This is a genomic window from Streptomyces sp. DSM 120436, assembly GCF_055778765.1.
In genome coordinates, this window is the sequence record NZ_JBSKBS010000002.1 from 1,836,184 (window position 1) to 1,859,609 (window position 23,426).

The window sequence follows — 23,426 nt, forward strand, 5'->3', positions numbered from 1 at the left end:
GCGGGCGTCAGCGGACGCGGGGGACGCCGAGCAGGAGGGGGCCCGTCGGGGCCGTGGTGAGGTCCGCGACCGTCAGCGGGTCCAGCGAGGCGTAGAACGCCTCCTGGGCCCGCCGCAGCGCGCCGCGCAGCCGGCAGTCGGAGCGCAGGGGGCAGGGGGCGGCGGAGCCGGCGCCGTCGCAGTCGACCACGTCGCCGTCGCCCTCGAAGGCGCGGACCAGGCGGCCCACGGAGGCCCCGCGGCCCTTCTCGGTGAGGGACAGACCGCCGCCCCGGCCCCGCCGGGCGGTGAGCAGCCCCATGTGCCGGAGCTCGGCGACGACCTTCGCGGCGTGGGTGTACGGCACGTCCAGGGCCGCCGCGACGTCCCGCGTGGTCGGGACGGTGCCGTCGCCGGCCACGGCGAGGCGCATGAGGACCCGCAGGGCGAGGTCGGTGGAGCGCAGCAGCCGCATACCGGGCAGCGTAGGTAATCGGAATCCCTGGCTCAAAATTTACGGCCGGACCTTCACCGAGTCCGCCCGGTCCGCGTCCCGGGTCCCCGGTGCGCGGTCCGCCCGTGTCCGGTCGTCGTCGTCGCCCTCTACGACTCGCCCGGCTTCCCCTTTACGATCGGCGGACCCGTTCACCCCTCCGGCCCCACCTCCTCCGACCCGAAGGACACGCCCATGGGCTCCGCCAAGAAGAGCAGCGCGGCACGCACGGCACGCATAGAGGAGATGCGGCGCGCCGAGCAGGCCCGCGAACGCCGCAACCGGGTCCTCACGGTCGCCGCCTCGGTGGTGGTCGTCGCGGGGCTGGTCGCCGGCGGGGTGGTGCTGGTCCGGTCGCAGTCGGACGACGGCGGCGGCGGCGCGGACGACGCGAAGGCCGCGGGCAGGTTCGTCACCGGCGCGGACGGCGTGCGGGCCTGGAAGGGCACGCTGGGCCGCGACCACGTGACGACGTCCGTGGACTACCCGGTCACGCCTCCGGTGGGCGGTGACCACAACCCCGTGTGGATGAACTGCGACGGGGACGTCTACGAGGACGAGATCAACGCCGCCAACGCCGTCCACTCGCTGGAGCACGGCGCGGTGTGGGTGACGTACAACGGTGACGCGCCGGAGGCCGACGTGGAGGCGCTGGCGGCGAAGGTGCAGAGGACGCCGTACACGCTGATGAGCCCGGTCGGCGGGCAGAAGGACCCGCTCGTGCTGACCGCGTGGGGGCACCAGCGCACGGTGACCGGCGCGGACGACCCGGCCGTGGACGCGTTCCTGGAGAAGTTCGTGCAGGGACAGCAGACGCCCGAGCCGGGTGCGGCCTGCACCAACGGGCTGTCGAAGTGAGGCGGTCCGTCCTGGCCGCCGGGGCGGTGGCGGCGGTGCTCGCCGTCGGCGCGGCGGCCGGGTGGGCGGTGGCCTCGGCGGCCGGCGACGAGGGCCGGGCGGCCCCGGCGGCGGACTCCGCGGACGCCGGGTTCGCCCGGGACATGGCGGTGCACCACCAGCAGGCCGTGGAGATGTCGTACGTCGTGCGCGACCGCACCGACGACGAGGAGGTGCGGCGGCTCGCCTACGACATCGCCCAGACCCAGGCCAACCAGCGGGGCATGCTGCTGGGCTGGCTCGACCTGTGGGAGCTGCCCAAGGTGTCCGCCGATCCGCCCATGACCTGGATGGGGATGGGTGACGCGGCGGCCGGCGAGGACGGCGTGCTGATGCCGGGCATGGCGACGGACGCGGAGATGGCGCGGCTCGGCCGGCTGGACGGCCGCCGGGCCGAGGTGTTCTACCTCCAGTTGATGACGGACCATCACCGGGGCGGTGTGCACATGGCCGAGGGCTGTGTGCGCGCCTGCGAGGTGGCGGCCGGGAAGCGGCTGGCGCGCGGGATGGTCGAGGGGCAGGAGTCGGAGATCCGGCTGATGGCGGGGATGCTGAGGGCGCGGGGAGCGGCCGCGCGGCCGTGACGGCCGACGGCGGGCGTCAGGTCGCCGCGGATCCGTGGTCCGGGCACCCCACATCGCGTCGCTCTGACGATTACACTGGCCGGCGTGCCTCAACTACGACTCGCCCTGAATCAGATCGACTCGAGCGTCGGCGATCTCGCCGGCAACGCGGAAACGATTGTCCGCCGGACCCGGCAGTCCGCCGAGCAGGGGGCGCACCTCGTGGCGTTCCCGGAGATGGCGCTGACCGGCTATCCCGTCGAGGACCTCGCCCTGCGGTCGTCCTTCGTGGAGGCCTCCCGGGCGTCCCTGCGGGCCCTCGCCGCGCACCTCGCCGACGAGGGCCTCGGCGACCTGCCGGTGGTCGTCGGCTACCTGGACCGCAGCGCCACCGCCCAGCCGAAGTACGGGCAGCCCGCGGGCGCCCCGCGCAACGCGGCGGCCGTGCTGCACCGGGGCGAGGTGGCGCTGAGCTTCGCCAAGCACCACCTGCCGAACTACGGCGTCTTCGACGAGTTCCGGTACTTCGTGCCCGGCGACACCCTGCCGGTGGTGCGGGTGCACGGGGTGGACGTCGCCCTGGCCATCTGCGAGGACCTGTGGCAGGACGGCGGCCGGGTGCCGGCGGCGCGCTCGGCGCGGGCCGGGCTGCTGCTGTCGGTCAACGCCTCGCCGTACGAGCGGGACAAGGACGACACACGGCTGGAGCTGGTGCGCAAGCGGGCGCAGGAGGCCGGCTGCACCACCGCGTACCTGGCGATGACGGGCGGTCAGGACGACCTGGTCTTCGACGGGGACTCGATCGTCGTCGGCGCGGACGGCGAGGTCGTGGCGCGTGCGCCGCAGTTCTCCGAGACGTGCCTGGTGGTCGACCTGGACCTGCCGGCCGCGGCGGCCGACGCGCCGGAGGGCGTGGTGGACGACGGGCTGCGCATCGAGCGGGTCGTGCTGTCCGAGGACCCGGTCCCGGCCTACGAGCCCGAGCACACCGGCGGCTGCGCGGAGCGGCTCGACGACGACGCGGAGGTGTACGCCGCGCTGGTCGTGGGCCTGCGGGCGTACGTACGGAAGAACGGTTTCCGGTCGGTGCTGATCGGGCTGTCCGGCGGCATCGACTCGGCGCTGGTCGCCGCGATCGCCTGCGACGCGGTGGGCCCGGAGAACGTGTACGGCGTCTCCATGCCGTCGAAGTACTCCTCCGACCACTCGAGGAGCGACGCGGCGGAGCTGGCGCGGCGCACCGGGCTGAACTACCGCACGGTCGCGATCGAGCCGATGTTCGACGCGTACATGGGGTCGCTGGAGCTGACCGGTCTGGCGGAGGAGAACCTCCAGTCGCGGCTGCGCGGCACGATGCTGATGGCCCTCTCCAACCAGGAGGGCCACATCGTCCTGGCCCCGGGCAACAAGTCCGAGCTGGCGGTGGGCTACTCGACGTTGTACGGCGACTCGGTCGGCGCGTACGGGCCGATCAAGGACGTCTACAAGACCCTGGTGTTCCGGCTGGCGCGGTGGCGCAACCGCGCGGCCGAGGAGCGGGGCGAGACGCCGCCGATCCCGGAGAACTCGATCTCCAAGCCGCCGAGCGCCGAGCTGCGGCCGGGCCAGGTGGACACCGACTCGCTGCCGGACTACCCGGTGCTGGACGGGATCCTGGCGCTGTACGTGGACCAGGACAAGGGCGCGGACGAGATCGTCGAGGCCGGCTACGACCGCGAGCTGGTCGAGAAGACGCTGCGGATGGTGGACCGGGCGGAGTACAAGCGGCGCCAGTACCCGCCGGGCACCAAGATCTCCCCGAAGGGCTTCGGCAAGGACCGCCGCCTGCCCCTCACCAACGGCTGGCGCGAGGGGCTGCCGCCGCAGGTGTGAGGTCCGGCGCGACGACGGCGGGCGGGGCGCGGCGTTCCGCGCCCCGCCCGCCGTCGTGCGTCCGGGGGCCGGGGCCGGGGCCGCGGGTCCGGCCACCGGCCCCCGGGTCAGTCCGACGAGCCGGTGACCCGCACCCGTGCCGCTATCGGCAGGTGGTCGCTCGCCGTCGGCGGCAGCGTCCAGGAGCTCTCCGGCTCGGCGCCCCGGACCAGGATCTGGTCGATCCGCGCCATCGGGAACGACGCCGGCCAGCTGAACCCGAAGCCGCTGCCCACCGCGCCCTGCGTGGAGCGCATCTGCGAGGTGACCGCCTTCAGGGAGCGGTCGTTCATCGTGCCGTTCAGGTCGCCGAGCAGGACCACGTTCTCCAGCGGCTCGTCCGCGATGGCCTCCCCCAGCGCGTCGGCGCTCTTGTCGCGCTGCCGGGCGGTGAAACCGGCCTCCAGCTTCACCCGCACCGACGGCAGATGGGCGACGTACACCGCGACCCGGCCGGCCGGCGCGTCCACCGTGGCGCGCATCGCCCGCTTCCAGCCCAGCCGGATGTCCACCGGCTTCACGTCGCTGAGCGGGTACTTGCTCCATAGGCCGACGGTGCCGACCACCGCGTGGTACTCGTACGTCTCCGAGAGCGCCGCCCGGTAGACGGGCACCTCGGAGGCCTTCAGCTCCTCCAGCGCCAGCACGTCCGCGCCCGCGGCGGCCACGTCACGGGCGGTGCCGGACGGGTCCGGGTTCTCGGCGTTGACGTTGTGCGTGGCCACCGTCAGGTCGCCGCCGGAGGCGTTCTTGTCGGTGAGCAGGCCGCCGAAGAGGTTCAGCCACACGGCCACGGGCAGCACCGTGGCGATCAGCGCCGTCGCCGAGCGGCGGACGAGGGCCAGGAGGAGCAGCACCGGCACGAACAGCCCCAGCCAGGGCAGGAAGGTCTCGACGAGGCTGCCCAGGTTGCCGATGGCGTTCGGGATGTGCGCGTGGGCCAGCATGACCAGCGCCAGCAGGAGCGCGCAGACGGCCACCACCCAGCCCCGGCGCCAGATGCCTCGGTCACTTCTCAGGGCGCCCAGACGGTCCGTCAGGCGCCGCAGCCGGGAAGCCGGGGTCCGGGGGCCCTCGCGCCCGTCGTCCGTCTCCGTCATGTACGCCTGCTGCGCCATACCGCCGCCTCACAACCTGCCGTGCACACCGTCGCCCCCCGTGTGCGTAAGACACTAGGGGATGATCGGTTCCTTTCTCGCCGCCGCCCGGGCGGCCGTACGGGAGCGAGGACGTGCGGGGCCGCGCGGGCAGTTCCGGAACCGGGCGACCGGGGTGACGTCTGTGACGAAACGCGCACGAAGCGACCTGGATCAGCCGCCGGCGGACTCCGCCGCGGGCACCGGCCGCTCCTCCCGTTCCGCACCGCCGGGCGCCTCGGTGCGTCCCGGCAGGAACACGGCGACGACGACCGTGCCCAGCACCGCGATCCCGGCGCTCCACAGCGCGGTGACGTGCATGGCGTGCAGGAAGGCGTCGTGGGCCGCGGCGGCCAGGGCGTCGGCGCGCGGACCCAGCCGCTCGGCGACGGCCAGGGTGGCCTCGATCGACTCGCCGGCCGCGTGCCGGGCGGCGGGCGGCAGCACGCCCAGCTCGTCGTGGACGGCGCCGCGGTAGGCGGTGGACAGCACCGAGCCGAGGACGGCGATGCCGAAAGCGCCGCCGACCTGCCGGAAGGTGTTGCTGAGCGCGGAGGCGGAGCCGGCCTTCTCGCGGGGCAGCGCCTGCATGACGACCACGCTGACCGGCGTCATCACGTGCGCCATGCCCGCGCCCATCAGGAAGAAGACCACCTCGAGGAGCCAGATCGGGGTGTGCGCGTCCAGCGCGGCGAACGCGGCCAGCGTCGCCGCGACGACCACGAGTCCCCCGGTGGTGGTGGCCTTGTTGCCGAAGCGGTCCACCAGCAGCCGGGCGCGCGGGGCGAACACCGTCTGCGCGACGGCCAGCGGCAGCATCAGCAGACCGGTCTCCAGCGGTGAGTGGCCGCGCACGCTCTGGAGGTAGAAGACCGCGAAGAAGGTCACGCCCATCAGCGCGAAGAAGACCAGCGCGATGGCGGTGATCGCCGCGGAGAACGCCTTGTCGCGGAAGCAGCCCAGGTCGACGGACGGGTGGTCGCTGCGCTTCTCGGCCACCACGAACGCGGTGAGGACGGCGAGTCCGCCGCCGATGGCGCCCAGCACCACGGGGTCGCCGAAGTCGGCGAGCCGGCCGCCCTCGATGATGCCGTAGACCAGCAGGGCCAGGCCCGTCACCGACAGCAGCACGCCCAGCGGGTCGATCCGGCCGGGGTCCGGGTCGCGGGAGTCCGGCAGCAGCCACAGCATCAGGCCGATGCCGAGGACCACGATCGGGACGTTGACCAGGAAGACCGAGCCCCACCAGAAGTGCTCCAGCAGCAGCCCTCCGGTGATCGGGCCGACGGCGATGGCCAGGCCCACGCCGCCCGTCCAGATGCCGATGGCCTTGGGCTGCTCGTCCCGTTCGAAGACGTTCATCAGCACCGCCAGGGTGGCCGGCATGACGAACGCGCCGCCCAGCCCCATCATCGCGCGGAAGCCGATCAGCTCGGCCGGGGTGCCGGAGAACGCGGCGAGCGCCGAGCCCGCGCCGAACACCGCCAGCCCGCCGAGCAGCGCCTTCTTGCGGCCCAGCCGGTCGCCGAGGAGCCCCGCGGTGAACAGCAGGCCGGCGAAGACCAGGGTGTAGGAGTTGATCGCCCACTCCAGCTCGCTCTGCGTGGCGCCGAGACCGGCGGGGGCGGGCGTCGAGATCGTCTTGAGGGCGACGTTCAGGATCGAGTTGTCCAGGACGACGATCAGCACGCTCATCATCAGCACGCCGAGGATGGCCCAGCGACGGCGGTGGACGGCCTCCGGGACCCGGCGGGCGGGGGCGGCGGAAGAGATCATGCGGTCACCCTAGGGACATCCGGTACGGAACCATCTCGTATCGGATGGTTCCCCCGATACATGCCCCGACATTGCACCGCGTTGGGCCGTCCGGCGCAGTACGGCACGGCGGGGCGCGGTTCACGCGGGAGCCTCTGGCCCTCGTCCGGCGGAGGTGCCACCATGGACGTGGTCCGGGGACGCCGTCAGGGCGCCTCGAGATGACGTGTTGGGAGACGGATCCATGACGCAGCTTTCGGCTGCCCAGACCGGGACGCCCGGTCCCTCCTCCGGCGGCAAGACGCTGTACGGGGGCAAGGGCACGCGCCGCATCACTGTCCGGGACATCGCCCTCGCCAAGGAGCGCGGCGAGAAGTGGCCCATGCTCACCGCGTACGACGCGATGACCGCGTCCGTGTTCGACGAGGCCGGCATCCCGGTGATGCTGGTCGGCGACTCCGCGGGCAACTGCCACCTCGGGTACGACACCACCGTGCCCGTCACCCTCGACGAGATGACCGTGCTGGCCTCCGCCGTCGTCCGGGGCACCTCGCGCGCCCTGATCGTCGGCGACCTGCCCTTCGGCTCCTACCAGGAGGGTCCGGTGCAGGCGCTGCGCTCGGCGACCCGCCTGGTGAAGGAGGCCGGCGTCGGCGCCGTGAAGCTGGAGGGCGGCGAACGCTCGCACCGGCAGATCGAGCTGCTGGTGGAGTCCGGCATCCCCGTGATGGCCCACATCGGGCTGACCCCGCAGTCGGTGAACGCCATGGGCTACCGGGTGCAGGGCCGCGGCGAGGAGGCCGCCCAGCAGCTGCTGCGGGACGCGAAGGCCGTGCAGGACGCGGGCGCCTTCGCGGTGGTCCTGGAGCTGGTGCCGGCCGAGCTGGCCGCCGAGGTGACCCGGACGCTGCACATCCCGACCGTCGGGATCGGCGCCGGGCCGCAGACGGACGCCCAGGTGCTGGTGTGGACCGACATGCTCGGGCTGACCGGCGGCCGGGTGCCGAAGTTCGTCAAGCAGTACGCGAACCTGCGGGACGTGATGACCGGGGCGGCGAAGGCGTTCGCCGAGGACGTGGTCGCCGGGTCCTTCCCGCAGGAGGAGCACTCCGTGCACTGACCCGCGCCCGGGTGCCGTGAGCCACTGCCGCACCACCGTGACGGCCCGCCGATCTTCCCCCGTCGGCGGGCCGTCGCCTTGTCCGCGGTACCCCGCCGGCACGGCGTGCGCAGGCGCGTCGGCGGGGTGTCGGCGGGGTGTCGGCAGTCTGTCGGGGCTCTGTCGGCGGCCCCTGGGATCGTCGCTGACATGACGCGACACGACGAACGAACGCGGGGCGCGGCGAGCGCCGTGACCGTGCGGGGGCTGGTCAAGCACTACGGGGAGACCAAGGCCCTGGACGGGGTCGACCTGGACGTGGCCGCGGGGACCGTGAGGGGGGTGCTCGGGCCGAACGGGGCCGGCAAGACCACGCTGGTGCGCATCCTGTCCACGCTGCTCGCCCCCACCGCCGGGCACGCCACCGTCGCCGGGTACGACGTGGTCCGCCAGCCCCGGCAGCTGCGCCGGGTGATCGGGCTGACCGGGCAGTACGCCTCCGTGGACGAGAAGCTGTCCGGCTGGGAGAACCTCTACCTGATCGGGCGGCTGCTGGACCTGCCGCGCAAGGAGGCGCGGCGCCGCGCCGACGAGCTGCTGGAGCGGTTCTCGCTCACCGGGGCGGCCCGGCGTCCGGCGGGCACCTACTCCGGCGGCATGCGCCGGCGGCTCGACCTGGCCGCGTCGATGATCGGCCGTCCGGCCGTGCTGTACCTGGACGAGCCGACCACCGGCCTGGACCCGCGCACCCGCAACGAGGTGTGGGACGAGGTCGGGCGGCTGGCCGGCGACGGGGTGACGGTGCTGCTGACCACCCAGTACATGGAGGAGGCCGAGCAGCTCGCCTCCGAGCTGACCGTGGTGGACCGCGGCAAGGTCGTCGCGAGCGGCGGCATCGAGGAGCTGAAGGCGAGGGTCGGCGGCCGCACGCTGCGGATCCGCCCGGCCGACCCGCTGGAGCTGCGCCCGCTCGCGGCCGCCCTCGACGAGCTGGGGATCACCGGGCTGGCCGGCACCACCGTGGACGCCGAGCGGGGCGCGGTGCTGGTCCCCGTGCTCAGCGACGAACAGCTGACCGCCGTGGTCGGCGCGGTCACCGCACGCGGCATCACGCTGCACTCCGTCACCACCGAACTGCCCAGCCTGGACGAGGTGTTCCTGTCGCTCACCGGCCACCGCGCCGGTGCCCCGCAGGAAACCCTGCCCGCCGACACGGCCGAGGAGGTCGTCGCCGTATGAGCGCCGCCACCGCCGCTCCCGCCGCCGGCGTCCGCTCGGACGCGCGGATCTCGCCGCGGGCCCATCTGCGTCACACCGGGGCGCTGGTGCGCCGCAACCTGCTGTGGATCCGGCAGGACCCGGAGTCGATGTTCGACGCCGTGCTCTTCCCGGTCGTCTTCACCCTGCTGTTCGTGTACGTCTTCGGCGGCTCGATCGGGCAGGCCCTGGGCGGCGGACAGGAGGCGTACGTGCAGTACATCGTGCCCGGCCTGATGGCCATGATGGGCATGAACATGGCCCAGGGGGTGGGCACCGGGTTCAACCAGGACTTCCACACCGGGGTGATGGACCGCTTCCGGTCGCTGCCCATCGGGCGCGGCTCGGTGCTGTTCGCGAAGATCTTCGTCGAGCTGGTGCGGATGCTGATCGCCACGGCGATCCTGCTGGTCGTCGGCGTGCTGGTCGGGTTCGACATCACCGACTGGCCGGGGTTGTTCGCCGCCGTGGGGCTGTCCACGGTGTTCGGCTCCGCACTGATGTGGATCTTCCTCACGCTGGGCGTGGTGATGAAGAACGCCCAGTCGGTGCAGGCCATGGGCTTCCTGGTGCTGATGCCGCTGCAGTTCGGCTCGTCCATCTTCGCGCCGACGCAGTCGATGCCGGGCTGGCTGCAGAGCTTCACCGAGTACAACCCGCTGTCCGCGCTGGCCGACGCCGCCCGCGGGCTGATGGTGGGCGGGCCGGTCGCCCACGACCTGTGGATGACGCTGGCCTGGTCCGTGGGGATCACGGCGGTGATGGCGCCGGTCGCCATCCACAGGTTCCGCACGAAGACCTGATCACGCGCCGTCGTGCGGGGTCCCGGTCACGCCGGTTCGAGCAGGGCGACGGCCTCCTCCGGGGAGAGGCCGCCGCCCTCGGCGTACGCGGCCTCGAACGCGGCCTCGTCGAGCACCTTCCGGATACGGGCCTCGGCGCGGGCGCGCGCGGTGCGCTCCGCGAGGTTCGCGCGGTGTCCTTCAGGGAGCCAGGCGTCGGCGGCGCCCAGGCAGCGGGCCGCGTCCCGGGCGTGCCGGCCGCCGTCGAGTCCGGCGAGGGCGACGGCGGCCAGGATGAGGTACGCGGAGCGCATGTGCGGGGCCATGGCGGTGGACAGCGGGTCGCTCGCCTGCTCGATCGCCCGCCGTATGACGACGAGCCCCCGCTCGTCGTGGCCGTCGGCCACCTCCAGGAAACCCTCGGCGCCGAGGATGAACGCGTCGAAGACGACGTAGTGCGCGATGCGGAACTCCTCGCGCAGCGCCCGCAGATGCTCACGGGCCTCCGCGGTGCGGCCGGTCACGGAGAGCCAGCCGACGAGGAACAGCCGGGCGGCGGGCAGCGCCTCGACGTGCCGGCCGCGAGTGCTGTCGATGACCTCGCGCAGCAGCCGTTCGCCGCGCTCGGTGTCCCCCGCCTCGATCAGCGCGTCGCCGAGCTTGGCGGTGAGCACGGCGCTGTGGGAGCGGGCGCCGAGGCGTTCGGCGTGTTCGATGGCCGCCTCGTAGTCGGCGGCGGCCTCCCGGTGGGCGCCCGCGCGTTCCCGGGCCTCGCCGCGCGCGGAGAGCGCCTCGGCGATGCCCCAGGTGTCGCCGAGCCGCCGGTGGATCTCCAGGGCCTCGTCGGCGTCGCGGCGGGCGTCGCCGGCCCAGTCGCTGCGGTTGGCGAGCAAGTTGGCGCGGAGCTGGAGGTTGCAGGCCAGCTCCCACTCGAAGCCGGGCGTCTCGCGGCAGGTCCGGACCGCCGCGTCGACCACCTCGCGCAGCCGGTCCATGTCGCCGGTGAGCATCACGGCGAACGTCCAGAGCAGGCCCGGCGGGCGGCAGACCTGCGGCAGGCCCGGCTCGTAGGTCGCGGCGACCAGGCGCAGCTTGTGCTGGGCCCGCGGGGTCTGCCAGTCGTCCAGTTCGGTGTCCATCTGGGCGAGGTGGGCCAGGTGCACCCCGCGGCGGGCCTCGGTGAGGACCTCGCCGGTCATCGGGGGCGGCCGGTCGGTGCAGCGCTGCCACAGCGGGGCCGCCGGCCGCACCGGTTCGGTGAACGGGTCGGGGGCGAGCGCCATGACCTCGCCGCACCAGGTGCGGGCCTCGACGCGCAGGTCGCGCATCTGCCAGTACCAGACCAGGGACAGGGTGACGCAGAGCGCCTCCTGCTCGTCGCGCAGGGCGACGGCGTGCCGCAGGGCGGTGCGCACGTTCTCGTACTCCCGCTCGAGGCGGGCGATGGCCTCCGCCTGCCGCGGGCCGCGCAGCAACGGCTCGGTGGTGCGGGCGAGTTCGCGGTAGTACGTCAGATGGGCGCGCTCGGCGGCGGCGCGGCCGCCGATCTCGTCGAGGCGTTCGCCGGCGTACTCGGCGACGGTCTCCAGCAGCCGGTAGCGCATGCCGCCGTCGCCCGACGGCGCGGCCACCACCAGCGACTTGTCGACGAGGGAGCCGAGCGCGTCCAGGGCGGCCGGTCCGCACACGGCCTCGGCGGCGGTGAGGTCGCAGCCTCCCGCGCACACCGACAGGCGGCACAGCACGTCGCGTTCGTCCGCGTCGAGCAGCTCCCAGGACCAGTCGACGACGGCCCGCAGGGTCTGCTGACGGGGCAGGGCGGTGCGGCTGCCGGAGGTGAGGAGGCGGAAGCGGTCGTCGAGCCGGTCGGCGATCTGCCGCGGGGTGAGCATCCGCAGCCGGGCGGCGGCGAGTTCGATGGCGAGGGGCAGGCCGTCGAGGCGGCGGCAGATCTCGGCGCACGCCTCGGGGTCGTCGTCGGTGCGGAAGCCGGGGCGGGCGGCGGCCCCGCGCTCGGCGAGCAGGCGCAGCGCGACCGGTTCGGGCAGCGGCTCCACGGGGCGGACCGATTCGCCGCGCACGTTGAGGGGTTCGCGGCTGGTGGCGAGGACGGTGAGGCCGGGGCAGCGTTCGAGGAGGGTCTCCACCAGGCGGGCGGCGGCCTCGACGACGTGCTCGCAGTTGTCGAGGATCAGCAGCATGCGGCGCAGCCCGCAGTGTTCGGCGAGCCGGTCCACGGGGGTGCTGTGCCGGTCGGTGACGGCCCGCATGCCCTCGGCGCCGGCGCCGTACAGCACGGTCTGGCGGGCGCCGACGGCGGTGAGGACCGCCTCGGGCACCGCGTCGGGGTCGTCGACGGGGGCGAGTTCGGCGAACCAGACGCCGTCCGGGTGGGCGGCCCGTACGGTCTCGGCGGCCTCCTGCGACAGCCGGGTCTTGCCCGCCCCGCCCGGCCCGAGCAGGGTCACCAGGCGGGCGGCGGACAGGTCGGCGCGGATCGTCTCGATGTCCGCCTCACGGCCGACGAAGGAGGTCAGCCGGGCGCGCAGGTTGCCGGGCGTTCCGCCGCCCGGCCGCCCGGACGGCGGAGCCGTCCGTGGACTGAGCAACTCGGCGTGCAGGGAACGCAGTTCCGCGCCCGGGTCGGAGCCGAGGCGGTCGGCGAGCAGGCGGCGCACCTCGTCGTAGGCGGCGAGTGCCTCGGCGGTGCGGCCGGTGTCGCGCAGGGCGCGCAGGCGCAGCGCCTGGAGGGGTTCGTCCAGGGGATGGCTGTCGCAGAGGGCGGTCAGCTCGGGCAGGGACTGCTCGGCCTCGCCGAGGGCCAGGGCGGCGGTGTGGCGGGCGCGCAGCACGTCCAGGTGCCGGGTGGCCAGGCGGGCCGCCTCGGCGGTGCGGCCGGGCAGCCCGGCCGGTGCGGGGCCGCCGCGCCACAGGGCGAGGGCGTCGTCGAGCACGGTGGCCGCCTTGCCGGGGTCGCCGTCGTTCAGGGCGCGCAGGCCCTCGCCGGCCAGCCGCTCGAAGCGGTGCAGGTCGACGTCGTCGGGCGCGGCGGTGAGCCGGTAGCCGCCGTCGGCGGAGGCGACCGCGTCCGCGCCCAGCACCCGGCGCAGCCGTCCCACCAGGGCCTGCACCGCGCCGGTGGCGTCGGCGGGCGGGTCGCCGTCCCAGACCTCCTCGACCAGCAGGCCGACCGGCACGGTGCGGCCGGCCCGCAGGGCGAGCACGGTCAGCAGGGCGCGCAGCCGCGCCCCGCCCACGGGGACGACGGTGCCGTCGGGGCGGACGGCCTGGGTGGTGCCGAGGATGCGGTAGCGCACGGGCCCATTCTCTCCGGTGCCGGCCGCGGGGGACGCGCGGGCCGGGGGACGCGCGGGCCGGGGGCGGGGGCGCCCTCGCCCCGCACGGAACCGGCCGCCCGCGCGAAGCGTTCTCCCGGCGTGCCCGGTACGGTCGGGCAGGCCCGCGCGTTCCCCCGTTCGCGCTCCTCGGCACCTCTCAGCACCACTCCGCACCACTCAGCACCGGGAGTCCCATGACCGCCGCCGCCACCCGTCCCAGCGACCGGAGGGTCAGTCCCGTCTTCCTGGGCATCCTGGCCGTCTCGGCGGTCACCGGCTGGGCCACCTGGACCGGGTTCGCGGCCGAGCCGGGGCTCGCGGTGTTCCTGTTCGTGACGTCCGCGTGGATCGTCTCCCTGTGCCTGCACGAGTACGCGCACGCGCGCACCGCCCTGCACGGCGGGGACGTCTCGGTCGGCGCGAAGGGCTATCTCACGCTGAACCCGATGAAGTACACGCACGCCCTGCTGAGCATCGTGCTCCCCGTGCTCTTCGTGATCATGGGCGGCATCGGTCTGCCGGGCGGGGCGGTGTTCATCGAGCGCGACCGGATCCGGGGCCGCCTGCGGCACAGCCTGGTCTCGGCGGCGGGCCCGCTGACCAACGTGCTGTTCGCGGTGGTGTGCACGGCGCCGTTCTGGCTGGGAGCCCTGGACGGCGTGCCGTCCGCCTTCCGGTTCGCGCTCGCCTTCCTGGCGCTGCTCCAGGTCACGGCCGCGGTCCTCAACTTCCTGCCGGTGCCGGGGCTGGACGGCTACGGCGTGATCGAACCGTGGCTCTCCCCCGGCGTCCGCCGCCAGGTGGAGCCCTTCGCCCCCTTCGGCCTCCTCTTCGTCTTCGCCCTGCTGTGGGTGCCGACGGTGAACGGCGCCTTCTTCGACATGGTCGACGCGGTGCTGGGCTTCCTGTGCATCGAGGAGATCGACACCCACTGCGGCTTCAGCCTGTTCCGCTTCTGGCAGGGCACGGACGGGTTCTGTCAGGTGTGAGGGACCCCGGGAACGGTCCCGGAGGGGGTTCTCCCGACGGGGATCAGCCGGTGGCCGGGCCGCCGTCCCGGGGGGCGCGGCCCCGCTTCACGTAGTACCAGGTCATGTTGGACGACAGGCCCGCCAGGAGGACCCACACGACGCCGATGAACACGCCGCCCTCCACGAAGGAGACGACGGCCGCGGCGACGGCGAGGAGGCACACGACGAGGGCGTAGACGGCGAGGCGGGGCATGGCGGGGGGCTCCTGTCGGGGGACACTGCTGCCGCTCCAGTGTCCCCCATCGCCTCATACGTCCGTGACCCGGAGCCCGGCGTGCGCCTTGTAGCGGCGGTTGACCGAGATCAGGTTGGCGACCAGCGACTCCACCTGGTGGGCGTTGCGCAGGCGGCCGGCGAAGATGCCCCGCATGCCGGGGATCCGCCCGGCCAGCGCCTGGACGGTCTCCACGTCGGCGCGGACCTCGCCGAGGACCATGACGTCGGTGTCGATCGCCTCGATCTCCGGGTCCTGCAGCAGCACCGCCGACAGGTGGTGGAACGCGGCGGTGACGCGGGAGTCCGGCAGCAGCGCGGCGGCCTGCTGGGCCGCGCTGCCCTCCTCCGGCTTCAGCGCGTAGGCGCCCTGCTTGTCGAAGCCGAGCGGGTTGACGCAGTCCACGACGAGCTTGCCGGACAGTTCCTCGCGCAGGGATGCGAGGGTCTTGGCGTGCCCGTCCCACGGCACCGCGACGATGACGACGTCGCTGCGCCGGGCGGTCTCGGCGTTGTCGGCGCCCTCGATGCCGTGGCCGAGCTCCTCGGCGGCGGCCCGCGCCCGCTCGGCGGCGCGGGAGCCGATGATCACCTTCTGCCCGGCCTTGGCGAGCCGGTAGGCGAGACCCTTGCCCTGCGGTCCGGTGCCGCCGAGCACGCCGACGACGAGGCCGGAGACGTCGGGCAGGTCCCAGGGGTCCTTGGCGGGGGCCTTCTTCGGGGGCTGCTGTGCGCTGTCGGTAGAGGTCATGGCCCGACTCTACGTGCGGGCGGCCGTCGTGACCGGCCGGGCGTGAGGCCCGTCACGGCCGCCCGCCGGGGTCCCCGGGTCGGGCGAAACGGATTCGAACACCGGGACGCGGGCGTGCCGTCGGGGGCAGGATGCGGCGGCATGGACGCCGTACGGGTCGCGCTGCTGAGGGACGTGCTCGCCGGGACGGAGTGGCTGGGCGCGACCCGGCACTTCGCGGGGACGCTGCGCGGGTCGGTGGTGTCGCACGGCGGCGGACTGCTGCTGGTGGGCACCCCGGAGTACGAGCCGTGGCACCTGGCGGCGCACCTGGTGGACGAGGCGGCCTGGTCGGGCACCCCGGAGCTGGCCCCGACGCTGGTGCGGCACGACGCGCGCCCCACGGACCCGGCGCACCTGGCCGTGGGCCTGGGGCGGCTGGAGGCGGCGCGGCGGGGCGAGACGCTGCTGGTGGTGGCGCCCGGCGAGCCGCCCGCGGCGCTGCTGGAGCGGGTGTCGGACGCCCGCCGGGCCGGGGCGACACTGCTGTCGCTGGGTCCGGAGGCGGGTGAGCTGCCGGCGCTGGCGCACGAGGTGCTGCCCGTCCCGGACGGCTCCGAGCTGGACCTGGACACGGTGCAGCACCTGGTGAGCGCGGCGGCCGGGGAGAACGCGCTGCCCGCCCGCCGGGGCCCGCGCCGCTTCCGGGACCGGCTGTCCCGGCTGGCCGACCTGCTCACCGCGCCGCCGCCGATCCGCTGGTAGCGCGGCGGCTCAGTCCTCGTCGCGGCCCTGGGGGCCGTCGTGCCACGCGGGGTCGTTCTCCCACTGGAGGTTGCGCTCGCGGGCGGTCTCCATCGCGTGCTCCGCCTCGGTGCGGCTCGCGTACGGGCCGAAGCGGTCCTTGGCCGGGCACTCGGGCCCTTCCTCGACCTTCCGGTGCTCCAGGCAGTAGTACCACTCGCCGGGTTTGCCGGCCGTGCGCTTCTTGAACAGGGGCATGACGGCTCCTCTCGCCACGGAAGATGGTCCCCCGTCGCCGCTGAATTAGACTCGCCGCATGTCTGGCCAGTCACTCCTCGTACCGGGGAAGCTCTCCCCCACCCGCTCCGTGCCCGGGAACATCCGCCGTCCCGAGTACGTCGGCAAGCCCGCGCCCGCCCCGTACACCGGGCCGGAGGTGCAGACGCCCGAGACGATCGAGGCGATGCGGCGCGCCGGCCGGATCGCGGCCCGCGCGATGGAGGAGGCGGCGAAGCGCATCGCGCCCGGCGTGACGACGGACGAGCTGGACAGGGTGGCGCACGAGTACCTGTGCGACCACGGCGCCTACCCGTCGACGCTCGGCTACCGCGGCTTCCCCAAGTCGCTGTGCACCAGCGTCAACGAGGTCATCTGCCACGGCATCCCGGACTCGACGGTGCTGCGCGACGGCGACATCGTCAACCTCGACGTGACCGCGTACATCGGCGGGGTGCACGGCGACAACAACGCCACGTACCTGGTGGGCGACGTGGACGAGGAGAGCCGGCTGCTGGTGGAGCGGACCCGCGAGGCGCTGAACCGCGCGATCAAGGCGGTGCGGCCGGGCCGCCAGATCAACATCATCGGCCGGGTGATCGAGTCGTACGCGAAGCGGTTCGGCTACGGAGTGGTCCGTGACTTCACCGGTCACGGCATCAACACGTCCTTCCACTCGGGCCTGATCATCCCGCACTACGACAGCCCGCACGCGACGACGGTCATGCAGCCGGGCATGACCTTCACCATCGAGCCCATGCTGACGCTGGGCACGCACGAGTACGACATGTGGGACGACGGCTGGACGGTCGTGACGAAGGACCGCAAGCGCACGGCCCAGTTCGAGCACACGCTGGTGGTCACGGACACCGGGGCGGACATCCTGACGCTGCCGTGACGCCCGGCGCGCCCGCGCCACGCCCACGAGGGCCCGCCTCCTCCGGGAGCGCGGGCCCTTTCGCGTCCTGGGGGTGCTGGGGGTCTCCGGGGTCTCCGGGGTCTCCGGGGTCTCCGGGATCCTCGGGCCGTTTGCCCGGGGCGGAGGCGGGGGAAGTTCCCGACAGACTGTCGGCAAAGCATTGACTTAGGTAAACCTAACCACAGAAGATCGGTACATGGACTCCTTCTCGACCCTCATCCGCACCGCCTCCCACGAGCAGCACGCGGAGGCGGAGACCTCGACCTTCATGACCGATCTGCTGGGCGGGCGGCTGGGCGTGGACGCCTACGCGCGCTACACCGAGCAGCTGTGGTTCGTGTACGAGGCACTGGAGTCCGGCGCGCGGGACCTGGCGTCGGACCGGGTGGCGGGCCCGTTCATCCGCCCGGAGCTGTTCCGCCTCGCCGCCCTGGAGCGGGACCTGGAACACCTGCGCGGCCCCGGGTGGCGCGCGACCCTGGCCCCCCTGCCCGCCACGCGCGCCTACGCGGACCGGGTCAGCGCGGTGGCCCGTGAGTGGCCGGCGGGATACGTCGCGCACCACTACACCCGTTACCTGGGCGACCTGTCGGGCGGCCAGATCATCCGCGACAAGGCGGAGCGGACCTGGGGCTTCGCCAAGAAGGGCGACGGAGTCCGCTTCTACGTCTTCGAGTCGATCCCCAACCCGGCCGCGTTCAAGCGCGAGTACCGCGCGCTGCTGGACGGGGTGCCGGTGGACGACCTGGAGAAGCAGCGCGTCGTGACCGAGTGCAAGCACGCCTTCGCCCTCAACACGGACCTCTTCCGCGCCCTGGGCGAGGAGTTCCCCCTGTCGGCCTGACCCCCGCCCCGCGTCACAGCGGCCGCTGACGCTCCATCTCGGCGCGCAGTGCGGCGGTCCAGCGCCGGTACGCGGGCACCTTGCCCAGCGCATCGAGCGCGACCGTCTGCCCCAGCCGTGCGAAGTCGTGCTCCGCGTCGCGCCGCCCGCCCGGCGCCGCCTTCAGCACGGCCTTCGGGTCGGCGGTCTTCTGCACGTCGCGCGGCGCCTTCCCGGCGGTGTCGCTCACCTCGATCCGCAGCAGCCCGTCCGCCACAAAGCGGCTGATCCGCACGCCTGCCTGCCGGTCCTCCGGCACGGGAACGCGCAATGCGTCGGTGACGAGCTCCGGGAGCACCAACCCGGCGTTCTCCAAGGTCTCCTGGCCCACACCGCAGTCACCGAGCACGGCATGCAGCAACGCCCGGGCGCGGGGGACGCTGCGGTGACTGCGGGGCAGTCGGAAGGTGATGTCGTCAGCGAACCGGCAGCCGACCGTGCAGGAGTCCCGGCACCGGCTCGCCCGCGCGATCTGCCACGGCGGCCGCGGACAGATCCGCCAGGCGTACCGGGACGGCCAGGAGGACCAGCTCGCCGCCCCCGGCCTGGTCCTCAACGCCGTCGTGCTGGGGAACACCCGCTACGCGGACGCCGCCGTCGCTCAGCTCCGCGCGGAGGGCCACGACATCAAGGACGAGGACTTGGCCCGCCTGTCCCCGCTGAAGAACGCGCACATCAACTTCCTGGGCCGCCACCTGTTCGACATCGCCTCCTCCGGCCCCGCCCAGGGCCTGCGGCCCCTGCGCGACCCGGACGAGGTCGAGCCCGACGGCGGGGACGAGGACTGATCCGCGCGTACCGGCCGCGCTGCGCCCGGGGGCCGGGTCAGGCCGTGCAGCGGCGCCACGGCTTGTCGTACTGTGCGACATCCCGTGGGTTCTCCTGAGCGGCGAGCAGCTGCCGTTCCTCAGCATCGGGTTCGTGGACAGGCGTACCCGCAGGTGCCGGTGCCGGCTGGAACCTCGCGTGCCCTTCTCGATGTCCTGGTGCATATGAACGATGCACTTCGTAACGTGGTGCCCGTCGGGGTTGTTGCCGTGGTTTTCCTGCCCCTCGGAGCGTTAGTCTCCCGCTTGGTCTACTTCGTGACCTTGATCCCCTCCAACTCGGTGGACTCCGGCGCCAGGATGGCGAACCAGTCGTAGGGGGAGTGCTTGAGGCTGTGGATGACCGGAACGCCGGTGTTCGCCTCGGTGTCCGCGGACGTACGGCCGACCTTGGTGGACGTGCCGTCCTTCCAGGTGCAGGTGACCTCCCGGGCGGTCTTGGCGACCTGGCCAAACACCAGGCGCGGGGGGGCCGTGCCGTTCCCTGGGAGCAGCGGGAGCGAGACGGTCCCGTACTCGCCGCCGGTCAGGACGTCGTCCTCGGGTAGCACCAAGTTCCCGATCTGAGTGGTCTTCGCCTCTTCACCGGTGACCCGGTGCACGAAGTGCGCGACCTTGCCCACCAGTTCGGAGGCTGTGGAGACGTCCTGCGGGTGCTCGCCGAACTTCGCCATGGCCGCCAGGGTGGCCTGGGCCTCCGCCGTGTCCGCCGGCGCCTTCCACACGTCGATGTACACCCTCCACGGCACTCCCGCGTCGGTGCCGCTCGCCAGGGTCGTCCGCATGTGCGGCTCGGACGTCTCCGCGCTGGCGACCGGCTGGCTCGCCGCCGACACCCCCCGTTCCCCGTCACCGGACAGCCCGTTCAGTGCCAGAGCCCCCGTGGAGCCGGCCACGACCAGGGTGGTGGTCGCCACGACCGCCCAGCGACGGGCCCTGCGGCGGCGGCCGCCGCGAATCAGCGCCTGGGCGGGGGCTGTGCCGATCCTCACCTCGTCGGCGGCTTCGGCCAGCAGAAAGGCGATGTCGTGCTGTGTCATGTTGTGGCTCGTCTCCCAGTCCGCGCTCTTCACGTTCGTCCTCCCTGCGTCACTTTCTCCGCCAGTCCCGAAACGGCGCGCAGCTTCGCGATCCCCTTGGCTGCGTTGCTCTTCACCGTGCCGACCGAACAGCCCATCGCCTCGGCCGTCTGTGTCTCAGTGAGGTCCTCCCAGTAACGCAGGACCACTGCTTCCCGCTGCCGTGCCGGCAATTGGGCCAGCGCCTTCAGCAGCGTGTGACGGTCGTCGGCCTGGGCGATCCGGTCACCGGTGTCGGCCACCTCGTGTGCCAGGCCCGCGTCCCCGCTCCTGGGCAACAGGAACTCCCGCAGCTTCCTTCGATATCTGCGGGCATGCGCGTTGATCATCACTCGTCGCACATACGCCTCAGGGGCGTCGGCCAGGGCGACCCTGTGCCAGACCACATAGACCTGCTCCAACGTCGACTGGACCAGATCCTCCGCAGCGTGCTGCTCACCCGTGAGCAGAAATGCCGTGCGCATCAGGCGCGGCCAGCAACCGACGACGAAATCGTGGAACTCTCGGTCCCCGACCTGCTTTCGAACCCCCATGAGCACCTCCCTCCTAGATGTTCAAAAGAGTCCACACGAAGCCGAGACCGTTGCCTCACCACGGAATCTTCTTCCGCTTCGCACAAACGATCCCTTCCGAGACCAAGATCGATAACGGGCCGTCGGATCGCCGCCGGACCCGGATTCGCTCTCACGACCCGTTCTCACCCAAAGCGGCACGGATCCCGTTCTGAGACTTGCATTGTGCGAAAATTCGGGGCCATGACGAGCCCTCAGCACCCCTCCCCGGCGGACCGGTCGGACGCCGACGCCGTCGAGGCTCACGCCTGTCCGAAGTGCGAAGCCCAGCCCGGATCACCGTGCCGCTCGCGCGGCGGCGCGGTCGCCTCCGCCTACCACACCCGCCGCTTCACCCGCGTGCCCCGGCTGAAGAAGGCACTGCGCGTGCCGACTCCGGCCGACCGCGCACCGGGCCGGCCGTGGCGGCCGGGCACCCCTCCCCCCGCACCGGTCGATCCGGCCCTGCCGAGCGCGGACATCCGCATCGGCTACGCCCGCTGCTCCACCCTCGGCCAGGAACTCGACTCCCAGCTCGACGCCCTCGCCGGGCACGGCATCCCCCGGGACAAGATCTTCGCCGAGAAGATCAGCACCCGCATCCGCGTACGCCCGAAGTTCGAGGAGGCCCTCCGTACGGCGCGGGAGATCAAGGCCCACGCCCCGCACTGCCGGGTCATCTTCACCGCGTACGAGATGAAACGACTCGGCCGTGACGCCGCCGAACTCACCGCGCTCGCCGACCACCTCACCGCCCACGGTCTCATCCTGGAGATGCTCGCCGGGCCACTACCCGGCATCTACGACCCCACCGGCCCGGGGAAGCTGCTGTTCGCGTTCTTCGCCGCGATGGCGGAGACCGAGCGGGAGAACATCCGCGAATCGACGCTGGAGGGGCTCGACACCGCGGCCCGCAAGGGCAAGCACGGCGGCCGGCCCCCGGTCATCACCGACGACATGCTCCACACCGTGCTGCGGCGCCGCGCGGGCGGTGAGTCCGTCGCGCAGATCCAGCCCGACCTGATCATCCCCACCGGCAAACGCAAGGGACACAACCCCTCGGTGGCCAGCATCTACCGGGCCCTCGCCGAGCACGCCAAGCGCGAGGCACACCCCGAAGCCGTCGAGCAGGCCCACGCCGACTTCGCCGCCAGCCGGACCGCGACGGTCCCCGAGCCCCGCCCCGACACCCCTGACCGAGCGTCACTCTGACCACAGAGAGCTACTTGTCACTTCGCGGCAGCTTCGGGAGGACAGGACCGAGAACCCCAGCCCAGGGCCATGATCGATCTCAGCGCTACATCCTGTACCGCAACTACTCAGACCCGGAGCGGGAGCCCGAAGTGGCGTGTCACCAGGTGCTCTTCGATGATGCTCGAATGGCAGCACCGCCACCGGCGGACTCACTCGCGCCGATCCGGCACGTCGCCAAGGAGTGCAGACCATGAACCACGCCGGCCTCGACCGCACGGTCCCCGACACAGCGCTGGGGAAAAGGAGCAGCTACAGCGGCGGGCAGGGTGACTGCCTCGAACTCGCCCACGACATCCCCGCCCTCGCCCCCGTGCGCGACAACAAGGACCCGGCCGGTCCCGTGATCCCCTTCGGCCGTGATGCCTGGGGCGTCTTCGTCTCGCGGCTGGGCGGTCGGCGTTCCAGGCAGCACCGGCCCTTGAGGGCGGGACGCCTTGTCCCCTCGCGGAACAGACACTCCTGTGTACCCGGCCGGCAACAAGGCCGTGAGCCGTGGTGGCCGGCGGCGGGTGCGGTCCAGAATCTGTCTGCGGCCGGGTCTCGTGAGCGGCCTCCCACGACCGACCGCGGGGGACACCATGGACACCGCTGCCCGCAGGAAACGCACCGGTTCCAGAGGCTGGAAGGCCTGCACCGCCGTCACCGCCGCGCTGCTCGCGTCCACCGCGTGCAGCCCGGACGCGGACGGCTCGGACGAGGTGAAGAGCATCACCCTCACCCTGCACGGCCGTGAGCCCGGCAGCACCGGGAGCGCTCCGATCGTCGTCCCGCTGCCCGAGGGGGCGCTGTACGCGGACGACGGTCAGCTCGTCACCTCCTGGACGACCGCCTCGGGCGGTGCGCTGGACTTCATCGTGGAGAGGTGACGGACCCGGGTGCCGGGTCCCGCCCGCTCAGCGCTCCAGGTACACCCGGCCGCCGACCTCCGTCCAGCCCTCCGGCTGCGGCGCCGTGAGGATCTGCGAGCCCGTGCCCTGCGTGATGTTCAGGGCGCGGCCCAGCCGGTCGGTGAGCAGCAGCGCGGCGGCGCCCGTCGCCTCGTCCTCGTCGACGCCGTCGTCCCGGCCCGGGAACGCGCGGGCCCGGATCCGCCCGGCCGGCTCGTCCAACCAGGCCCAGGCGTAGACCCACTCCCCCTTCGGGGGCACGGACAGTGCGTCCACCTCGGCGGCGGTGGCGTACTGCCGCAGGGTGCGCGGCGGCACCCACTCCGCCCGTGCCTCGATCCAGCAGAACTCCCCGTCCTGCCGGGCCCCCACGACCCCGGCGGGCGTGACGAGTTCGGGCACGTCGAGCAGCCAGGCGGCGCCGACGCAGGGGTGGCCCGCGAAGGGCAGGCGGGTGGTGGGGGTGCGGATGTCGATCACCCCGCGCTCGGGGTCGTCGACGAACACGGTCTCGCTGAAGCCGAGTTCGGCGGCGAACTCCTGGCGCTCGTCCGGTCCGGGCAGGACCGAACCGTCCCGGACGACGCCCAGTTCGTTGCCGTATCCGCCGCGCGGGCCGCAGAAGACACGCAGCACGTCGTAAGCAGTCACGGGGGCATTCAAACACCGCGGGCGGCCCCTCACGGTCGGCGGCCATGTGTTTCGTTAACGTAACGAAGTGATCAACTTTGCCAATGCGATGCGCAAACGCCTGGCCGAAAAGAGTCGGGGCAAAGGTCCACATTCGCGACAGAATCCCCTTCGGACATGTCCAGGACTTGT

General features: G+C 73.0%; 23 protein-coding genes and 2 pseudogenes. 14 read left to right on the plus strand and 11 right to left on the minus strand.

Translation table 11 applies throughout. The features are described from left to right. Window positions 1-7: 7 nt before the first annotated feature. Window positions 8-454, minus strand: coding sequence for an RrF2 family transcriptional regulator (locus tag ACWH4W_RS30425; RefSeq protein ID WP_473079018.1), 447 nt, complete (start codon window positions 452-454; stop codon window positions 8-10). Window positions 455-667: 213 nt separating this feature from the next. Between ACWH4W_RS30425 and ACWH4W_RS30430 the strand changes: the two genes are divergently transcribed. From ACWH4W_RS30430 to ACWH4W_RS30440, 3 genes are all read left to right on the plus strand, one after another. Then, window positions 668-1,330, plus strand: a complete 663-nt coding sequence (locus ACWH4W_RS30430; protein WP_473079019.1) for a DUF3105 domain-containing protein — start codon at window positions 668-670, stop codon at window positions 1,328-1,330. After that, window positions 1,327-1,953 (plus strand): DUF305 domain-containing protein, encoded by a 627-nt coding sequence (locus ACWH4W_RS30435; protein WP_473079020.1) that lies wholly within the window; start codon window positions 1,327-1,329, stop codon window positions 1,951-1,953. Before ACWH4W_RS30430 ends, ACWH4W_RS30435 begins: the two co-directional genes overlap by 4 nt. Window positions 1,954-2,037: 84 nt before the next feature. Beyond that, a complete protein-coding gene (locus ACWH4W_RS30440; RefSeq protein ID WP_473079021.1) occupies window positions 2,038-3,804 on the plus strand; it encodes an NAD+ synthase in 1,767 nt (588 codons plus the stop codon). 107 nt (window positions 3,805-3,911) lie between these two features. Here ACWH4W_RS30440 and ACWH4W_RS30445 read toward each other — a convergent pair whose 3' ends face one another. Both ACWH4W_RS30445 and ACWH4W_RS30450 read right to left on the minus strand, forming a co-directional pair. Beyond that, complete coding sequence (locus ACWH4W_RS30445; RefSeq protein WP_473079022.1) at window positions 3,912-4,961, minus strand: endonuclease/exonuclease/phosphatase family protein; 1,050 nt, start codon at window positions 4,959-4,961, stop codon at window positions 3,912-3,914. Window positions 4,962-5,153: 192 nt separating this feature from the next. After that, window positions 5,154-6,755, minus strand: coding sequence for an MFS transporter (locus tag ACWH4W_RS30450; RefSeq protein WP_473079023.1), 1,602 nt, complete (start codon window positions 6,753-6,755; stop codon window positions 5,154-5,156). 223 nt (window positions 6,756-6,978) lie between these two features. Here ACWH4W_RS30450 and panB point away from each other — a divergent pair, with 223 nt between their 5' ends. From panB to ACWH4W_RS30465, 3 genes are all read left to right on the plus strand, one after another. Then, window positions 6,979-7,854 carry a 3-methyl-2-oxobutanoate hydroxymethyltransferase gene (gene panB / locus ACWH4W_RS30455; RefSeq protein WP_290009871.1) on the plus strand — a complete coding sequence of 292 codons (876 nt, stop codon included), beginning with the start codon at window positions 6,979-6,981 and terminating at the stop codon, window positions 7,852-7,854. Window positions 7,855-8,043: 189 nt separating this feature from the next. Next, window positions 8,044-9,072, plus strand: a complete 1,029-nt coding sequence (locus ACWH4W_RS30460; RefSeq protein WP_473079024.1) for an ATP-binding cassette domain-containing protein — start codon at window positions 8,044-8,046, stop codon at window positions 9,070-9,072. Continuing rightward, on the plus strand, window positions 9,069-9,893 hold the full coding sequence (locus ACWH4W_RS30465; protein ID WP_473079025.1) for an ABC transporter permease: 825 nt from the start codon (window positions 9,069-9,071) through the stop codon (window positions 9,891-9,893). Before ACWH4W_RS30460 ends, ACWH4W_RS30465 begins: the two co-directional genes overlap by 4 nt. 26 nt (window positions 9,894-9,919) lie before the next feature. On the opposite strand, the gene ACWH4W_RS30470 is transcribed toward ACWH4W_RS30465, so the two are convergent. After that, a complete protein-coding gene (locus ACWH4W_RS30470) occupies window positions 9,920-13,189 on the minus strand; it encodes an AfsR/SARP family transcriptional regulator (protein WP_473079026.1) in 3,270 nt (1,089 codons plus the stop codon). A gap of 215 nt (window positions 13,190-13,404) precedes the next feature. Between ACWH4W_RS30470 and ACWH4W_RS30475 the strand changes: the two genes are divergently transcribed. Further along, on the plus strand, window positions 13,405-14,199 hold the full coding sequence (locus tag ACWH4W_RS30475; protein WP_473079027.1) for a site-2 protease family protein: 795 nt from the start codon (window positions 13,405-13,407) through the stop codon (window positions 14,197-14,199). Between the two features lie 43 nt (window positions 14,200-14,242). On the opposite strand, the gene ACWH4W_RS30480 is transcribed toward ACWH4W_RS30475, so the two are convergent. Beyond that, entirely contained in the window at window positions 14,243-14,434 is a 192-nt protein-coding gene (locus ACWH4W_RS30480) for a hypothetical protein (protein ID WP_473079028.1), read from the minus strand. A gap of 54 nt (window positions 14,435-14,488) precedes the next feature. Further along, window positions 14,489-15,205 carry an NADPH-dependent F420 reductase gene (gene npdG, locus ACWH4W_RS30485; RefSeq protein ID WP_473079029.1) on the minus strand — a complete coding sequence of 239 codons (717 nt, stop codon included), beginning with the start codon at window positions 15,203-15,205 and terminating at the stop codon, window positions 14,489-14,491. 141 nt (window positions 15,206-15,346) lie between these two features. On the opposite strand from npdG, the gene ACWH4W_RS30490 reads away from it, so the two are divergent. Beyond that, entirely contained in the window at window positions 15,347-15,949 is a 603-nt protein-coding gene (locus tag ACWH4W_RS30490; RefSeq protein WP_473079030.1) for a hypothetical protein, read from the plus strand. A 9-nt stretch (window positions 15,950-15,958) separates the two neighbouring features. Here ACWH4W_RS30490 and ACWH4W_RS30495 read toward each other — a convergent pair whose 3' ends face one another. After that, the gene (locus ACWH4W_RS30495) at window positions 15,959-16,186 is read right to left on the minus strand and encodes a hypothetical protein (RefSeq protein ID WP_473079031.1); all 228 of its coding nucleotides are present in this window, start codon (window positions 16,184-16,186) and stop codon (window positions 15,959-15,961) included. A gap of 58 nt (window positions 16,187-16,244) precedes the next feature. Between ACWH4W_RS30495 and map the strand changes: the two genes are divergently transcribed. Both map and ACWH4W_RS30505 read left to right on the plus strand, forming a co-directional pair. Further along, entirely contained in the window at window positions 16,245-17,102 is an 858-nt protein-coding gene (map, locus tag ACWH4W_RS30500) for a type I methionyl aminopeptidase (RefSeq protein WP_473079032.1), read from the plus strand. A gap of 217 nt (window positions 17,103-17,319) precedes the next feature. Next, window positions 17,320-17,967, plus strand: coding sequence for a biliverdin-producing heme oxygenase (locus ACWH4W_RS30505; protein ID WP_473079033.1), 648 nt, complete (start codon window positions 17,320-17,322; stop codon window positions 17,965-17,967). Window positions 17,968-17,980: 13 nt separating this feature from the next. Here the strand turns inward: ACWH4W_RS30505 and ACWH4W_RS30510 are convergent, their stop codons facing one another. After that, window positions 17,981-18,355, minus strand: coding sequence for an ATP-binding protein (locus ACWH4W_RS30510; RefSeq protein ID WP_473079034.1), 375 nt, complete (start codon window positions 18,353-18,355; stop codon window positions 17,981-17,983). 67 nt (window positions 18,356-18,422) lie between these two features. Here ACWH4W_RS30510 and ACWH4W_RS30515 point away from each other — a divergent pair. Further along, window positions 18,423-18,794, plus strand: a pseudogene (locus ACWH4W_RS30515) (Tn3 family transposase); the annotation flags it as partial. A 290-nt stretch (window positions 18,795-19,084) separates the two neighbouring features. Here ACWH4W_RS30515 and ACWH4W_RS30520 read toward each other — a convergent pair. Together ACWH4W_RS30520 and ACWH4W_RS30525 are read right to left on the minus strand one after the other, a co-directional pair. Further along, window positions 19,085-19,906, minus strand: a complete 822-nt coding sequence (locus ACWH4W_RS30520) for a hypothetical protein (protein WP_473079035.1) — start codon at window positions 19,904-19,906, stop codon at window positions 19,085-19,087. Beyond that, entirely contained in the window at window positions 19,903-20,445 is a 543-nt protein-coding gene (locus ACWH4W_RS30525; RefSeq protein WP_473079036.1) for a SigE family RNA polymerase sigma factor, read from the minus strand. Before ACWH4W_RS30525 ends, ACWH4W_RS30520 begins: the two co-directional genes overlap by 4 nt. Window positions 20,446-20,667: 222 nt before the next feature. Here ACWH4W_RS30525 and ACWH4W_RS30530 point away from each other — a divergent pair, with 222 nt between their 5' ends. The 3 genes and pseudogenes from ACWH4W_RS30530 to ACWH4W_RS30540 all read left to right on the plus strand — a co-directional run bounded on the left by ACWH4W_RS30530 (window position 20,668) and on the right by ACWH4W_RS30540 (window position 22,583). Further along, the gene (locus tag ACWH4W_RS30530) at window positions 20,668-21,675 is read left to right on the plus strand and encodes a recombinase family protein (protein ID WP_473079037.1); all 1,008 of its coding nucleotides are present in this window, start codon (window positions 20,668-20,670) and stop codon (window positions 21,673-21,675) included. Between the two features lie 232 nt (window positions 21,676-21,907). Further along, window positions 21,908-22,090 (plus strand): annotated as a pseudogene (locus ACWH4W_RS30535) (DUF397 domain-containing protein); the annotation flags it as partial. 205 nt (window positions 22,091-22,295) lie between these two features. Next, window positions 22,296-22,583 (plus strand): hypothetical protein, encoded by a 288-nt coding sequence (locus ACWH4W_RS30540; RefSeq protein ID WP_473079306.1) that lies wholly within the window; start codon window positions 22,296-22,298, stop codon window positions 22,581-22,583. Between the two features lie 27 nt (window positions 22,584-22,610). Here ACWH4W_RS30540 and ACWH4W_RS30545 read toward each other — a convergent pair whose 3' ends face one another. Beyond that, window positions 22,611-23,255, minus strand: coding sequence for a PhzF family phenazine biosynthesis protein (locus tag ACWH4W_RS30545; RefSeq protein WP_473079038.1), 645 nt, complete (start codon window positions 23,253-23,255; stop codon window positions 22,611-22,613). Window positions 23,256-23,426 lie beyond the last annotated feature (171 nt).

What these genes read in the sequence shown, in the direction of transcription:
- panB (WP_290009871.1), top strand. Translation starts at nt 6,979, where the DNA reads ATGACGCAGCTTTCGGCTGCCCAGACCGGGACGCCCGGTCCCTCCTCC.
- ACWH4W_RS30425 (WP_473079018.1), bottom strand. Translation starts at nt 454, where the DNA reads ATGCGGCTGCTGCGCTCCACCGACCTCGCCCTGCGGGTCCTCATGCGC.
- ACWH4W_RS30525 (WP_473079036.1), bottom strand. Translation starts at nt 20,445, where the DNA reads ATGGGGGTTCGAAAGCAGGTCGGGGACCGAGAGTTCCACGATTTCGTC.
- ACWH4W_RS30465 (WP_473079025.1), top strand. Translation starts at nt 9,069, where the DNA reads ATGAGCGCCGCCACCGCCGCTCCCGCCGCCGGCGTCCGCTCGGACGCG.
- ACWH4W_RS30490 (WP_473079030.1), top strand. Translation starts at nt 15,347, where the DNA reads ATGGACGCCGTACGGGTCGCGCTGCTGAGGGACGTGCTCGCCGGGACG.
- ACWH4W_RS30540 (WP_473079306.1), top strand. Translation starts at nt 22,296, where the DNA reads ATGGACACCGCTGCCCGCAGGAAACGCACCGGTTCCAGAGGCTGGAAG.
- ACWH4W_RS30530 (WP_473079037.1), top strand. Translation starts at nt 20,668, where the DNA reads ATGACGAGCCCTCAGCACCCCTCCCCGGCGGACCGGTCGGACGCCGAC.
- ACWH4W_RS30505 (WP_473079033.1), top strand. Translation starts at nt 17,320, where the DNA reads ATGGACTCCTTCTCGACCCTCATCCGCACCGCCTCCCACGAGCAGCAC.
- ACWH4W_RS30460 (WP_473079024.1), top strand. Translation starts at nt 8,044, where the DNA reads ATGACGCGACACGACGAACGAACGCGGGGCGCGGCGAGCGCCGTGACC.
- ACWH4W_RS30480 (WP_473079028.1), bottom strand. Translation starts at nt 14,434, where the DNA reads ATGCCCCGCCTCGCCGTCTACGCCCTCGTCGTGTGCCTCCTCGCCGTC.
- ACWH4W_RS30475 (WP_473079027.1), top strand. Translation starts at nt 13,405, where the DNA reads ATGACCGCCGCCGCCACCCGTCCCAGCGACCGGAGGGTCAGTCCCGTC.
- ACWH4W_RS30430 (WP_473079019.1), top strand. Translation starts at nt 668, where the DNA reads ATGGGCTCCGCCAAGAAGAGCAGCGCGGCACGCACGGCACGCATAGAG.
- ACWH4W_RS30445 (WP_473079022.1), bottom strand. Translation starts at nt 4,961, where the DNA reads ATGGCGCAGCAGGCGTACATGACGGAGACGGACGACGGGCGCGAGGGC.
- map (WP_473079032.1), top strand. Translation starts at nt 16,245, where the DNA reads ATGTCTGGCCAGTCACTCCTCGTACCGGGGAAGCTCTCCCCCACCCGC.
- ACWH4W_RS30495 (WP_473079031.1), bottom strand. Translation starts at nt 16,186, where the DNA reads ATGCCCCTGTTCAAGAAGCGCACGGCCGGCAAACCCGGCGAGTGGTAC.
- npdG (WP_473079029.1), bottom strand. Translation starts at nt 15,205, where the DNA reads ATGACCTCTACCGACAGCGCACAGCAGCCCCCGAAGAAGGCCCCCGCC.
- ACWH4W_RS30450 (WP_473079023.1), bottom strand. Translation starts at nt 6,755, where the DNA reads ATGATCTCTTCCGCCGCCCCCGCCCGCCGGGTCCCGGAGGCCGTCCAC.